Annotated in this window: 12 protein-coding genes; 7 read left to right on the forward strand and 5 right to left on the reverse strand. The window is 71.1% G+C overall.

The features are described from left to right. Positions 1–14: 14 nt before the first annotated feature. Positions 15–1,154, reverse strand: coding sequence for a DUF2330 domain-containing protein (locus HW130_RS14965; RefSeq protein WP_177150051.1), 1,140 nt, complete (start codon positions 1,152–1,154; stop codon positions 15–17). 263 nt (positions 1,155–1,417) lie between these two features. Here HW130_RS14965 and HW130_RS14970 point away from each other — a divergent pair, with 263 nt between their 5' ends. Then, positions 1,418–3,433, forward strand: a complete 2,016-nt coding sequence (locus HW130_RS14970; protein WP_177150052.1) for a bifunctional glycosyltransferase 87/phosphatase PAP2 family protein — start codon at positions 1,418–1,420, stop codon at positions 3,431–3,433. A gap of 54 nt (positions 3,434–3,487) precedes the next feature. Here HW130_RS14970 and HW130_RS14975 read toward each other — a convergent pair whose 3' ends face one another. Then, positions 3,488–3,922, reverse strand: coding sequence for an ATP-binding protein (locus tag HW130_RS14975; RefSeq protein WP_309140442.1), 435 nt, complete (start codon positions 3,920–3,922; stop codon positions 3,488–3,490). A 99-nt stretch (positions 3,923–4,021) separates the two neighbouring features. Here HW130_RS14975 and HW130_RS14980 point away from each other — a divergent pair, with 99 nt between their 5' ends. The 4 genes from HW130_RS14980 to HW130_RS14995 all read left to right on the forward strand — a co-directional run bounded on the left by HW130_RS14980 (position 4,022) and on the right by HW130_RS14995 (position 8,268). Then, positions 4,022–4,864: a helix-turn-helix transcriptional regulator gene (locus HW130_RS14980; protein WP_177150053.1), complete on the forward strand. Its 843-nt coding sequence runs from the start codon at positions 4,022–4,024 to the stop codon at positions 4,862–4,864. After that, on the forward strand, positions 4,839–5,087 hold the full coding sequence (locus HW130_RS14985; protein ID WP_177150054.1) for a DUF397 domain-containing protein: 249 nt from the start codon (positions 4,839–4,841) through the stop codon (positions 5,085–5,087). The genes HW130_RS14980 and HW130_RS14985 overlap by 26 nt, the downstream gene beginning before the upstream one ends. Positions 5,088–5,455: 368 nt before the next feature. Further along, positions 5,456–7,516 carry an RICIN domain-containing protein gene (locus tag HW130_RS14990; RefSeq protein ID WP_256356100.1) on the forward strand — a complete coding sequence of 687 codons (2,061 nt, stop codon included), beginning with the start codon at positions 5,456–5,458 and terminating at the stop codon, positions 7,514–7,516. 86 nt (positions 7,517–7,602) lie between these two features. Beyond that, positions 7,603–8,268 carry a hypothetical protein gene (locus HW130_RS14995; protein ID WP_177150055.1) on the forward strand — a complete coding sequence of 222 codons (666 nt, stop codon included), beginning with the start codon at positions 7,603–7,605 and terminating at the stop codon, positions 8,266–8,268. Positions 8,269–8,346: 78 nt separating this feature from the next. On the opposite strand, the gene HW130_RS15000 is transcribed toward HW130_RS14995, so the two are convergent. Further along, positions 8,347–9,594 (reverse strand): cytochrome P450, encoded by a 1,248-nt coding sequence (locus tag HW130_RS15000; RefSeq protein WP_177150056.1) that lies wholly within the window; start codon positions 9,592–9,594, stop codon positions 8,347–8,349. 280 nt (positions 9,595–9,874) lie between these two features. Here HW130_RS15000 and HW130_RS15005 point away from each other — a divergent pair, with 280 nt between their 5' ends. Both HW130_RS15005 and HW130_RS15010 read left to right on the forward strand, forming a co-directional pair. After that, positions 9,875–11,044, forward strand: coding sequence for a steroid 3-ketoacyl-CoA thiolase (locus tag HW130_RS15005; RefSeq protein ID WP_177150057.1), 1,170 nt, complete (start codon positions 9,875–9,877; stop codon positions 11,042–11,044). A 47-nt stretch (positions 11,045–11,091) separates the two neighbouring features. Next, complete coding sequence (locus tag HW130_RS15010; RefSeq protein WP_177150058.1) at positions 11,092–11,547, forward strand: nuclear transport factor 2 family protein; 456 nt, start codon at positions 11,092–11,094, stop codon at positions 11,545–11,547. A gap of 84 nt (positions 11,548–11,631) precedes the next feature. Here HW130_RS15010 and HW130_RS15015 read toward each other — a convergent pair whose 3' ends face one another. Together HW130_RS15015 and HW130_RS15020 are read right to left on the reverse strand one after the other, a co-directional pair. Further along, complete coding sequence (locus HW130_RS15015) at positions 11,632–12,456, reverse strand: ECF transporter S component (protein ID WP_309140443.1); 825 nt, start codon at positions 12,454–12,456, stop codon at positions 11,632–11,634. Next, a partial coding sequence (locus tag HW130_RS15020; protein ID WP_375256536.1) for an ATP-binding cassette domain-containing protein occupies positions 12,453–13,524 on the reverse strand: 1,072 nt, incomplete at its 5' end. The genes HW130_RS15020 and HW130_RS15015, both read right to left, overlap by 4 nt.

Genomic DNA, 13,524 nt, shown 5'->3' on the forward strand with positions numbered 1-13,524 from the left:
CGGGCCACGCTATTTCACGGTACCCGCGGCGGCACACGCATCGGCGCGGGCGGCTCGACGGGTCGCCCGCGCCGCCGTGCCCGTACGCCCCGCAGCACCGCCGCCGACGCCCCGGCGGCGACCGCGACGAACGTCAGCAGCCACACCGGTACGCCCCCGAGCGTCAGCAGGTCGTCGTCCCACACCACCCGCCGAAAGGGTGTGTCTTCGGCGGCCGCCCGCAGCTCGTGGTCCCCGTTGATCCGGGACGGGTCGGGAAACTCCTGGTCCAGGACGGTGAGGAAGCGTTCCTTCCCGCCCGTGAGACGGCCCAGCTCCCCACCCGGGGACGTCACCCGCCCCGCGTACGTCACCTCCGGCTCGCTGCCGCCGATCGCCGAGCGCGGCTCCATGCGGTGGTCGGCGAGCACGAACAGGCCGAGGGCCTGGGCCGTGTCCGCGCGCCGCGACAGCCGCATCGGATAGACGAGTTCGTCGCTCGCGAACCGCAGCCGCAGGGGGTCGAGCGTGCCCGTCAGCACCGCGCCCTCCTCTCGCGGCGCGAGCCGTACGGCCACGTACTCCCAGCCCCGTTCGACGTACGGCTCCAGGTCGCCGGTGAGGCCGGCGGGCATCTCGAAGCCGTTCTCGTCCAGCCAGTCGCCCAGCGCGTCCGGGTCGGTCGCCGTCAGCCGGGCGACGTCGAAGTCCCCCAGCCGTTCGCGGCCGACCACGCCCACCCCGTCGTCCCGGGCCGCCGCACCCGGCGGCGCGGCCCCCGCGCCGTCCACGTCGTCGAACGGCCAGTCGTTGCCGCGCGGCCAGAAGTAGTGCCGCTCGCGGTACTCGGGCGCCGCGATGCGCACCAGTTCGTCGAAGAGCGCCCCGTCCGCCAGGTCGACCGTGGCCCGCCCCGGCACCGGCATGATCCACGCCGCCCGCGGCGTGTCCGACGTGACCGTGAAGCGCATGACGATCTGCTCGGTACGGCCGTCCCAGTCGACCACCGACGTCTCCCGGCCCACCGAGATGCTCGCGTTCCGGTCGGGCACCATCGCGCCGCAGCCACAGGCATGGGCCGGTGCGACAAGAGCCCCGAGCTGGAAGCCGAGCAGCAGCAACAGGACGACGAGCGCGCGCGGGCGCGGCCCGCGTTCTTGTATGTTCCCCCGCATGCCTCCTGTGACGGCGCCGGACGCCTCGGCGGTTCCGGCTGGTCAGGGCCTTTCGGATGCGACCGGCGGCAAAAATCGGACAGTAACGGGGTGACAGTCAGGCGAAGAGGGGGTTGCCTGTGTCTTTCCGACAGGGCAGTGCGACGCTCTACCGACGCTCTGTGAGGCCGGAACAGGACGGCAGGACGGCAGGACGGCAGGACCGCAGGACCGCAGGACCAGGACGACACGACGGTGGCAACGGTGGGGAGGCGCGGCGCGACGTGGCGAACGCGGAGGGCAGCGTGCGCGGCAGCACGGCGACGGACTCGAGGATCGGGGCGGCCAGGGCGGCGCTGTGGCTCGTCGCCGCCGTCCTCGCCGTACGGCAGACGGCGGCGGTGCTGCGGCAGCCGCCCGGTGAACGGCTCACCGACCTGGAGACCTGGATCGGCCCCAGCGGTGTGCTGCACGTGACGGGCGGCCTCTACGACGCCGACCGGTTCACCGGCACCCCGTTCGCCGGGCTCGTACTCAAACCGTTCGCCAGCTCCGCCGAGCAGAGCCTCGGCGTCGCCTGGACGTTCGGCACCCTGCTGCTCGTGGTCGCCCTCGGCCTCGTCGTCTCGCGCGCCCTGCCCGTGCCGGTGTCGCGCCGCAGCACCCTGCTGGCCGCGCCGGTCGCCATCAGCCTGTTGATGCTGTCCCTGCCGGTGCGCAACAGCTTCCACCTCGGCCAGACCAGCATCATCCCCGTCCTGCTGGTCCTCCTCGGCTGCTTCGCCGCGCGCGGCGAGAGAACCTCCGGCCTGCTCATCGGCCTCGGCGCGGCCCTCCAGCCCACCGTTCTGCTCTTCGCGCCGCTGCTGTGGTTCACCGGCCGCAGGCAGGCCGCCGCGACCGCCACGGGCGCCTTCGCCGGACTCTCCGCCCTCGCCTGGGCCGCACTGCCCGGCGACTCGTGGACGTACTGGGTCCACCATGTCGCCGGAGCCGGACTCGGCGCCCGTCCCGACAGCCTCGCCAACCAGTCCCTGCACGGCGCCCTGCTCCGCTTCGGCCTCCAGGGGCCGCTGGAGATCGCCCTCTACCTGGCCCTCGCCGCCGCCGTCGCGTTCCTCGGCCTGCGCCGCGCCGTCCACTACGCCCGCGACGGCCAGGTCCTCCTCGCCGTCGCGCTCACCGGCTGCGTCGCCGTCGCCGTCTCCCCGACGGCCTGGCAGCACCAGCTGCTGTGGGTGCTGCTCGCCGTCGTCGGCCGGGTCGGCAAGCGCGCCTGCGACCGCATGCTGTGGCCGGTCCTCGTCGTCCTGGTGACGACCCTCCCGGGCAAGATGCTGCTGCCCAACATGGCGGTGCTGCACCCGATCCGCGACAACACCCTGCTCATCGCCGCGCTCGCCGCGGCCTGTGCGGTGCCGTTCCTGTCGCTGGAATCGCCGTACTTCCGGCGCCCGGTCCCCACGCAGTACGCCCGGCCTCTGCCCGCGCGCTGGAGCCGCGTACCGCTGTTCCCGTTCTGGCGGCGCGTGCTCAGCCGCCCGAACCTGCTCCTCGAACTGCTGGTGATTCGCGTCGGCTACTCGGTGTACTCGCACATCCGCGCCGCCGCGACCGGCAGCGTCGATTCGGCGGAGTCCCACGCCCGGCAGATCCTCTCCCTCGAGGGCGCGCTCGGCATCGACATCGAGCACTGGGTCAACCAGGCCGTGGTGCGGACGGACTGGGCGGAGGCGTTCTTCGACTTCTACTACACGTCCTTCCACTTCGTGATCCCGCTGAGCATCCTCGGCATCCTGTACGTCCGCCGCCCGTGCGACTACCGCTGGGCCCGCACCTCGCTGGCCTTCGCGACGCTGCTCGCGCTGCTCGGGTTCTGGCTGTACCCGCTCGCGCCGCCGCGCCTGATGCCGGGCATGGGCTTCGTCGACACGGTGCACGGACCGCAGGATCTGGCCAACCCCGACTACGGCGCGATGACCGCCGTGACCAACCAGTACGCCGCCATGCCGTCGCTGCATTTCGGCTGGTCGCTGTGGTGCGGACTGGTCGTGCTCATGCTCGCACCCAAGCTGTGGATGAAGCTCGTCGCGCTCCTGCACCCGCTGTTCACGGTGTGCGCGATCGTCGCCACCGCGAACCACTGGGTGCTCGACGCGGTCGGCGGCGCGGCCGTGGTCGGCGCGGGCTTCGGCCTCACGTACGTGCTGGCCGGGCGCCGTCAACTCCAGCTCCCGGCCCGTGCCGTGCCGCCCGCCAGGGCGGCCGAGGTCAAGGAAGTCGCCGTCACACGTGCGTGAGCCCCGGGAGGTACGGGACGTGCGTCCCGCACCCTCCGGGGTGGATCGTCGCGTTCAGCCATCCTCCGACAGTTCGGCCGGTGCCGCCACTTGAGCGACGGCCGGGGCGACCTCGAACCAGACGGTCTTGCCGACGCCGCCCCGGCCGCTCTCCACGCCCCATTTGTCGACGACGGCGTCGAGCAGCGCCAGTCCGCGCCCGTTTTCGTCGTCGTCGCCGGCGTGCCGGAGCACCGGCAGCCGTTCGTCGCTGTCCGACACCTCGACGCGTACACCGTCGGGATGCCGCAGGATGAGCAACCCGCAGTGTCCGCCGGGCACATGGCGCACGACGTTGGCCAGCAGCTCGGTGACCGCGAGTTCGACGGAGTCGATGAGTTCGCGCAATCTCCACAGCGTCAGGTAGCAGCGGACGATCCGCCGGACGTGTCGCGCGGAGTGGGCGCCTGCGGTGAGGCGCATACCGTACTGGGGAATGTCTTCGTTCACGGTACGAGCCTGGCCTGCGGTGACTACGCTGGGCTACCGAACGTACGCAACGTGCTTGCCCGTTGCGGGAGTTGAGCGAGTCGAGCAGGGGGTCCCGCCATGTCCGTCGTCCGCCACATCAACGCCCTCGATCCGAGCGCCTCACCGCTCGACTACTACGGCTACGAACTGCGCCGTCACCGCGAGACGGCGGGCCTGACACAGAAGCAACTCGGCGCGATCGTCAATTACACGGGCTCGCTGGTGGGGCAGGTGGAAACGGCCCGGAAGCTGCCGACGGCGGAGTTCAGCGAACGCGTGGACGCGGCGCTGGGTACGGGCGGGCTGCTGTCGCGGCTGCTGGGGCTGGTGCTGCGCAGCCAGCTCCCGGCATGGTTCCAGCAGGTGGCGGAGCTGGAGGCGCGCGCGACGGAGATCGCGACGTTTCACACCCACATGGTGCACGGGCTGCTCCAGACGGCGAACTACGCCCGCGCGGTGCTCGGCACGATGGACCCGACGAACCTCGACGACCGCACGACGGTCAGACTCGCACGCCAGCGCATCTTCGAGAAGGAGGAACCGCCGGTGTTCTGGGCGATCCTCGGGGAGGCAGCGTTGCGCCAGGAGATCGGCAATCCGTCAGTGATGCGCGGTCAACTGGAGCGCCTGTTGTCGTATGAGGACGATCCGCGAGTGAACATCCAGGTGCTGCCGTTCAAGGCAGGTGCGCACGCTGGACTGACGGGTCCGTTCGACGTGTTCCGCTTCGCGAGCGACCCAGTCATCGTCTACACCGAGGGGTACGGCACGGGGCATCCGACGGCCAATCCGGACACGGTCAAGGACTGTTCGCTCCGTTACGATCACCTGCAGGCCGCAGCCCTCTCCATCAAGGACTCGGCGCAGCTGATCCGGGACGTCATGGAGGAACACCATGGGGAGCACGACGCAGTGGCGTAAGTCGAGTTACAGCAGCGACCAGGGCGGCTCATGCGTCGAGTGCGCGCCCCTCGGTGGCGCCGCCTGGCGCAAGTCGAGTCACAGCGATGACAAGGGTGGCGAATGCGTCGAGTGCGCCGTGCTCACCCACGCCGTCGCCGTGCGCGACTCCAAGGACATCACCCGCCCGGCCCTTCACCTCTCCCGCGGGGCGTTCGCCGAATTCGTCGACTCCTTGCGGTGATACGGGAGCAGTAGCGGATCGGTTGTTCACCGTCATCGCCAGGACAGCGGCCTCCTTCCCTCGACGGGAAGGGGGCCGCACTGTTTGTGATCGCATGAATCCGCCTGGTGAAAAAGCAAGTTGACGGGTATTCAAAAACGCTCCGATCCATATTTCGATCAGATTACGACATCCTTAAATGGGACTAGACCACGAGTTATCAACGCGCGTAACTCCCTTGCGCTGTAGGCGAGTTGACTGATCATCAGTTCAAGAGCGTTGATAACAGAACGACTTCGGAAAAGTCGATCCCATTTGCCTGAATTTTCCGCTCATTTGGTCTGGCAAGCTTTCGCGCACCCATCCCCTGACCAAGGAAGAGGTGCAGTTTGTCCGGACGCAGAAGACTCAAGAAGCCTCCGCGTCGCAAGTCCCGCCGGCTCATACTCGGCACGGCCGCGTTCGCCGTCATGGCGGTCGTGGCCGGAGTGGCCTACCAGGCGATCCAGCCGGGGTCGGACGCAAACCGACCGCTGTCGATCGCCGAGGGGGAGGCGCTCGCGGCGACCCCGGAGCCGGCCAAGGAGCCGGCTCGCGACAAGGACCCCGAGCCGCTCAAGGAAGTGCCCGAGAGCGAGCCCGAGCGGGGCATGATCTACGAAGGGCTGAAGCCCGCGCACGAGGGGGATCCGTGCGCGGGGGTGTACCGCACGGCCGGCGGTCACTGCACTCATGGCCCTGACGCCCCTCCGAAGGGCGTCGACATCAAGAAGGACACCCCGCCCGCGGTGAAGGCCGCCGCGCCCGCGGAGGATCCGACCAAGGCGGACAGCGGGAAGCCTTCCGGGGGAGAGCTTCCGCGCAAGGCACCCGCACTCGACGCCGCCGCCGGCAAGGCGAGCAGCCCTCCCGCTGCCGGGGGTTCCGCCTCACAGGCCCCCGCGGCCAACGGGCCCGCCGGGCAGACCGTACGCTGCGACGGCGACGGCAACAGCGGCAACCGTGTCCAGGTGGTGTACGTGCACGCCCCCGGCCGGGACCGGTACGCGGAGTACTTCCCGTCGTTCCGCAAGTGGGCCGCCGACGCCGACCTCATCTACTCGGAGAGTGCCAAGGACACCGGCGGTGTGCGGAACATCCGCTATGTGACGGCCGCCGACTGCACGCCGACCGTGCTCAACATCGAGCTCCCGGCCTCCGCGCTGTCCGAGTTCAGCGCCACGAACAGGGCGCTCGCGGCCAAGGGCCTCGACCGCCGTGACCGCAAGTACATGATCTTCGCGGACACGCAGGTCTACTGCGGCATCGGCAGCTTCGCCGGGGACGAGCGTCCCGGTCAGAACAACCTCAGCAACTTCGGACCGTCCTACGGCCGTACCGACACCGGTTGCTGGGGCGGACACACCGCGGCGCACGAGCTGGGCCACAACCTTGGTGCGGTGAACAACAGCGCACCCAACACCAGCCGGGGTGCGCACTGCACGGACGAGTACGACGTCATGTGCTACTCGGACACCCCGTACTACCCGAGGATGCGCTACGTCTGCCAGGGCCAGGAGTACGAGAACCGTCTGGACTGCAACCATGACGACTACTTCCACACCAACCCCCGGCAGGGCAGCTATCTCGCCACGCACTGGAACATCGCGGACAACCAGTTCCTGATCAAGGGCGACACCGGGCCCGACCCGAACCCCGGTCCCACGCCGACGGCCCCGACGCCCAAGCCCACACCGACGAACGGCTCCGGCACCGGGCCCGCCGTCACCGTCGGGCAGATCGGCCCGGACTCCGCAGTCGCCGGCTGGAACGCGGTCAGCGGTGCGGCCTGGTACCAGATCTTCCTGAACGACCAGTCCATCGGCTGGGTGCAGGGGACCAGCGCCCGTATCTACAACCTGCAGCCGGGAACGAACTACACGGTTTCCGTCTCGGTGCGTGACTCCTCGGGCCGCGACAGCGGTCGGGGCAAGGCGGCCTCGTTCCGCACCTCCGGCGGTGGTGACGGCGGTGGTACGACCCCCACGCCCAACACGCGCTATCTGCTCAGCAACGGCGCGACCGGGAACGCCGCCGAGATCTGGGGTGGCAGGAGCGGCGACGGTACCGTCCTCGTCGGCTCGCAGCACAACGGATACGCCCAGCAGCAGTGGTACTTCGACAGCGCGGGCAATGGCCAGACCCGTATCCGTTCCGCCGTCTCCGGCAAGTGCCTCCAGGTCGGCGGCGCCCCATCCGCCGGCATGTATGTGGCGCAGCAGCCCTGCGCCGACATCGCTGCCCAGCGGTGGAGGATCGCCCGGAGCGGCAACGGCGTGACGGTGACGGCCGGTGCCAGCCGCTACGTACTCGGTGTCAGCAACCGCCCGTACTACGGATCGTGGCTGATCGAGCTGCAGAACGCGGCGGGCGCGCCGGCTCAGGTGTGGACGGTCCAGAAGGCCGCCTGAGCCTGAGGACCCCGCATCGGTTCCCATGACGGCCGGCGGGCCTGTGGCCCGCCGGCCGTTCCCGTTCCACCCCCCACATCTCATCCATGGAGGACATCGTCATGCGCCGAGCCCTCGTCCCGGCCGTCGCCACCGCGTTGGCGGGCGCCGCCCTGTCCCTGACCACCGCCACCGGCGCTCTGGCCCACGGTGACACCCTGAAGGTGGAGATCACCGGACACGACTTCGGTCGCGTGCGGACGACCGTCACCTGGGAGAACGACAACGACCCGGTCGACGAGCGGGTCGCTGCCACGGTGAACGCGGTCAGCGCCGACGGGAGCGGGTCCCTCGGCCCCTGGAAGCTCGTCCGCGACCCCGCCTCGGCGACCGGTTACACCACCGCGGAGGCGCTGCCCCCCGGGCGCTGGAGGGTCACCGTGGAGGCGGGCCATCCGGGGCTCGGCCGGGACGAGGAGGAGATCACGGTCTCCCCCGGGACCCCTGCCTCGCCCACGGCCGGACCCGGCACGGTACGGCCCACGGCCGGAGAAGGTACGGCAGTGCCCGCGTCCGCCACGCCCGCCGAGTCCGCGGGACGCGACGGCAAGGGGCGGACCACCGCCGCTCCCGCCTCCGACGACACAGCCGCCCGTTCCGGTACGGGGGGAACCGCCACCCTCCTGGTGGCAGGGGGAGTCGTGCTGGCGGGTGCGGCCGGTGCCGGCGTCGTCTGGCGCATCCGCCGCGCCGGGGCGCGGGGCGATCGCTGACCTGAGGGGGTCGGCGGGGGACGGGGGCGGGGCGTAGGGATGCCCCCGTCTCCCCTGTCTCGGGTACGGCGGTGCGGCTCAGCCGCCCACGCTGACCTGGAGTTCCTTGATCCCGTTCAGCCACGCCGAGCGCAGGCGGCGGGGGTCGCCCGCCAGGCGCAGGTCGGGCAGGGTGTCGGCGACGGCGCCGAAGATGAGTTCTATCTCGTGGATGGCGAGGGACTTGCCCAGGCAGAAGTGCGGGCCTCCGCCGCCGAAGCCCAGATGGGGGTTGGGGTCGCGGGTGATGTCGAAGACCTCGGGACGGTCGAAGACCTCCGGGTCGTTGTTGGCGGAGGAGTAGAACAGGCCGACCCGGTCGCCCTTCTTGATGCGGGCGCCGCCCAGATCGACGTCCTGGGTCGCCGTGCGCTGGAAGGAGACCACCGGGGTCGCCCAGCGGACGATCTCCTCGGCCGCCGTCGACGGGCGCTCGCGCTTGTAGAGCTCCCACTGCTCGGGGTGGGTCAGGAACGCGTGCATGCCGTGGCTGATCGCGTTGCGCGTCGTCTCGTTCCCGGCCACCGCCAGCAGAATCACGAAGAAGCCGAACTCGTCCGAGGACAGGTTCCCTTCGCCCTCCGCGGCGACGAGTTGGCTCACGATGTCCTTCGCCGGACACTCCTTGCGGGCGGCCGCCAGGTTCATCGCGTACGAGACGATCTCCATCGCCGCCTCGGTGCCGACCTCCTCCGTGATCGCGTACTCGGGGTCGTCGTAGGCGGCCATCTTGTTGGACCAGTCGAAGATCTTGGAGCGGTCCTCCTGGGGGACGCCGATGAGTTCGGCGATCGCCTGGAGCGGGAGTTCGACGGCGACGTTCGTGACGAAGTCGAAGCTGCCGTCGTCCCCGGCGCGGGCGAGCGCCGTCTCCACGATCGAGCGCGCCCGGCGGCGCAGCGCGTCCTCCAGTGAGCGCACCGCGCGCGGGGTGAAGCCGCGCTGGACGATCTGGCGGACGCGGGTGTGCTCCGGCGGGTCCATGTTCAGCATGATCAGCTTCTGGACCTCGATCTGGTCGCGGCTGATCGACTCGTTGAAGCGGATGACCGCCGTGTTGGTGTTCGACGAGAACAGTTCGGGGTGCGTGGAGACGTGCTTGACGTCCGCGTGCCGCGTGACGGCCCAGTAGCCCTCGTCGTCGAAGCCGGAGATGCCGGCCGGCTGCGCGCACCACCACACCGGGGCCGTGCGCCGCATCTCGGCGAACTCCGGGTGGGGCACGCGTGCCTGGAGGAGGTCGGGGTCGGTGAAGTCGAACCCGTCGGGCAGATGGGGGCAGGACATCGGCAGCTCCGCGTTCGGGTCGGACGGTCTGACGGCCCATCAGAAGGTGTCCGAAAGGTAGTAACGAGTTCTACAAGTGGCAAGGGTCACGGCTGCAGCAGTTGCCCGGAAAGGTGCACTGGGGGCGTGCAGGACCCTTGCGTACCGGCGGTAGCACTTACGACACTTCACAAGGAACTAGAACGCGTACCAGTTCGTGAGCATGAGGCGCAGGCACAGACAGAGGCACAGGCCCAGGGCGCCGGGACGCCCGGAGGCCGCGCGAGGAGAGGACGAGCTCATGGCCGCGGAACCCGTCATCGTCGAAGCCGTACGCACCCCCATCGGCAAGCGGGGAGGACTCCTCGCCAACCTCCACCCCGCCTACCTGCTCGGCGAGACCTACCGCGAACTCCTCGGCCGCACCGGCATCCCCGCCGACTGCGTCGAGCAGATCGTCGGCGGCACCGTCACGCACGCCGGCGAGCAGTCCATGAACCCCGCCCGTACCGCCTGGCTCGCCATGGGCCTGCCGTACGAGACGGCCGCGACGACCGTCGACTGCCAGTGCGGCTCCTCCCAGCAGGCGAGCCACATGGTCGCCAACATGATCGCCTCCGGCGTCATCGACATCGGCATCGGCTGCGGCGTGGAGGCCATGTCGCGGGTGCCGCTCGGCAGCGGGTCCAAGCACGGGCCCGGCAAGCCTTTCCCCGACGAGTGGAACGTGGACCTGCCCAACCAGTTCCACGCCGCCGAGCGGATCGCGCGGCGCCGCGGGCTGACCCGCGAGCGCGTGGACGCCCTCGGGCTCGTCTCGCAGGAGCGGGCCGCGATCGCCTGGAGCGAGGAGCGGTTCAAACGCGAGACGTTCGCCGTGCAGGTGCCGACGACCGAGGAGGAGCAGGCCGCCGGCCAGGGCATGTGGCGGCTCGTCGACCGCGACGAAGGGCTGCGGGACACCTCGGTGGAGGCGCTGGCACGGCTGAAGCCGGTCATGCCGAACGCCGTGCACACCGCCGGCAACTCCTCGCAGATCTCCGACGGGGCCTCCGCCGTCCTGTGGGCGTCCAAGCGGATGGCGCGGGCGCTGAAACTGAGGCCCCGCGCGCGGATCGTCGCGCAGGCCCTCGTCGGGGCCGACCCGCACTTCCACCTCGACGGCCCGATCGACGCCACGCGCGCGGTGCTCGGCAAGGCGGGCATGTCGCTGAAGGACATCGACCTGGTCGAGGTCAACGAGGCGTTCGCGGCCGTGGTGCTGAGCTGGGCCCAGGTCTTCGACCAGGACCTGGACAAGGTGAACGTCAACGGCGGCGGCATCGCCCTCGGCCACCCCGTCGGTGCGACGGGCGCGCGGCTGATCACCACAGCCCTGCACGAACTCGAGCGTTCGGACAAGGAGTTCGCGCTGATCACGATGTGCGCGGGCGGCGCGCAGGCGACCGGGACGATCATCCAGCGGCTGTGAGCCCGCGCCTTGACCTCAAGCGCGGTTGAGGCAGCACGCTTGCCGTCATGACCGCACAGAGGGATCACCACGACATCAGCACGCTCGTCAGCCGCCTCTTCCGGGCCCTGGACGCCCGCGCCTTCGCGGACGGGTGGGCCGACGGCTGCTTCACGGACGACGTGCGGACGACAACCCCGGTCGGCGACGCCGAAGGCGCCGACGCCGTACGCCACGCCGAGGTCGCCGTCGGCCGGTTCGCCCGTACCCAGCACATCGCCTCCGACGTCCTGGTGGACGTCGGAGGCGACGGGGAGAGCGCGACCGCCTCGTGGAACGCGCTGATGGTGCACATCCACCACGACTCGACCCTGCGGGAGCGCGGCGAAGGGGCGAACCCGCTGTTCACCGTGGGCGGTGTCTACGAGACGGAGTTGCGGCGCACGCCCGGCGGCTGGCGGATCAGCCGTATGGACGTGCGAGCCGTGTGGACCACGGGTGAGCCGCCCGTGGTCACCGCGTAAGGAGGCACGGTTGTCGGTACCAGCCCTCGCGGACCGGACGCCGCACGGGACCTCACCCTCGCGGACCGGGTGCCGTACGGGATCTCACCCGCGCGGGACCCCGCCATCCCCCTCGAAGGTGACCTGCGCCTCGAACGCCGCCCGCCGCGTCGCCCGGCGCAGCGCCTTGAGAAGCGTCGGCCCGAGCGAGAGCGTCAGCACGACCGTGACGACCGCCCGCCCGAGGTCCCAGCCGAGCGACGTGGTCGCGCAGTACGCGAGGAAGCGCACCAGGTTCTCGTGGACCGGGTCGCCGGGGTGGAACGAGATGCCGGACGACAACCCGCCGATGTACGTCCACCCCTGCAGATTCATGATCGTGCCGTACGCGAAGGCCGCGAGTGCCCCGTAGAGCGCGAGCATCAGCAACTCGGCCCGACCGCGCAGCCGGTCCGCCCCCGGCAGCAGGCCGGCCCCCGTCGTGAACCAGCCCATCGACAGCATCTGGAACGGCATCCACGGGCCGACACCACCCGTGAGCAGCGCGGACGCGAACATCGTCACCGCGCCGAGCACGAAGCCGAAGCCCGGCCCGAGGACGCGGCCGCTCAGCACCATGAGGAAGAACATGGGCTCCAGCCCGGCCGTCCCCGCGCCCAGCGGCCGCAGCGCGGCCCCGACCGCGGCGAGCACGCCGAGCATCGCCACCGCCTTGGCGTCCATGCCGGTGTCGGCGATCGTCGCCACGACGACGGCGACGAGGAGCGGCAGCAGGGCGGCGAACAGCCACGGTGCGTCCTGGGCGTGCGCCGTGACGCCGGAGCCGTCGGCCGCGAGCAGCGGCCAGCCGAACGCGACGATCCCGATGGCGCTGACCAGGACGAGCGCGGTGACGGAACGGGGGCCGAGGCGGAGGGGGCGGGCGCTCACGCTCCCGGCTCCCCGGGCTCCTCGGCCAGGGCCGCCTCGACCTGGGAGACCGTCAGCCACGGCTGCGGCGCGAGCACTTTGGCGACCTGTGGGGCGAAGGCGGGCGACGAGACGACCACCTCGGCGGTCGGTCCGTCCGCGACGACCTCGCCGCCGGCGAGTATCACGACCCGGTGCGCGAGCTCGGCCGCCAGCTCCACGTCGTGGGTGGCGAGGACGATCGCGTGCCCTTCGGCGGCCAGAGCGCGCAGGACGCCGACGAGCCGGGCCTTCGCGGCGTAGTCCAGACCGCGGGTGGGCTCGTCGAGCAGGATCAGCGGGGGCCGGGCGGTCAGCACGACCGCCAGCGCGAGGGCGAGTCGCTGCCCCTCGGAGAGGTCGCGCGGATGGGTGTCGTCCGGTACGTCCGGCAGCAGCTCGCTCACCAGGGCGCGGCACGACCCGCGCGCGGCCCGCGCGTCCGCGTCGGCGGCGGCGCACTCGGCAGCGACGGTGTCCGCGTACAGCAGGTCCCGCGGCTCCTGCGGAACGAGCCCGACGTGCCGGATCAGCTCGCGCGGGTGCGTGCGGTGCGGGATGCGCCCGCTGACGGCGACCGTGCCGGAGGTCGGCTCCACCATGCCGACGAGGGCGCCGAGGAGCGTGGACTTGCCGGCGCCGTTGCGGCCCATGAGGGCGATGGTCTCGCCGGGGCCGACGGTGAGGTCGACGCGGCGGAGGGCGTCGACGCGGGCGCGGCGGACGGAGAGGGCGCGGGTGCGGGCGGTGTCGTCGCTGCGGGGGGCGTCGGCTTGGGGGGCGGGGTGTGCCTTGGGGCGGCGCAGGCGGGGGAGGAGGCGGGCGAGGAGGCGGGGGCGGGGGCCGCTGCGCGGGGCGTCTTCCCCACCCCGCCCCTTTCCGTAACCGGGGCTCCGCCCCGGACCCCGCGCCTCAATCTCCCCCAGACTCCGTCCGGAGGTGTCCCCAGGCGGGGCTGGATTTGCCGCAGGCAAAACAAACCCGTCAGGCGTTTGAGGACACGGCCGAAGGCCGTACGGGGCCTGGGGCGGAGCCCCAGTTCGGGAAGGG

The sequence above is a fragment of the Streptomyces sp. PKU-EA00015 genome (assembly GCF_013387495.1).
Taxonomy (GTDB): domain Bacteria; phylum Actinomycetota; class Actinomycetes; order Streptomycetales; family Streptomycetaceae; genus Streptomyces.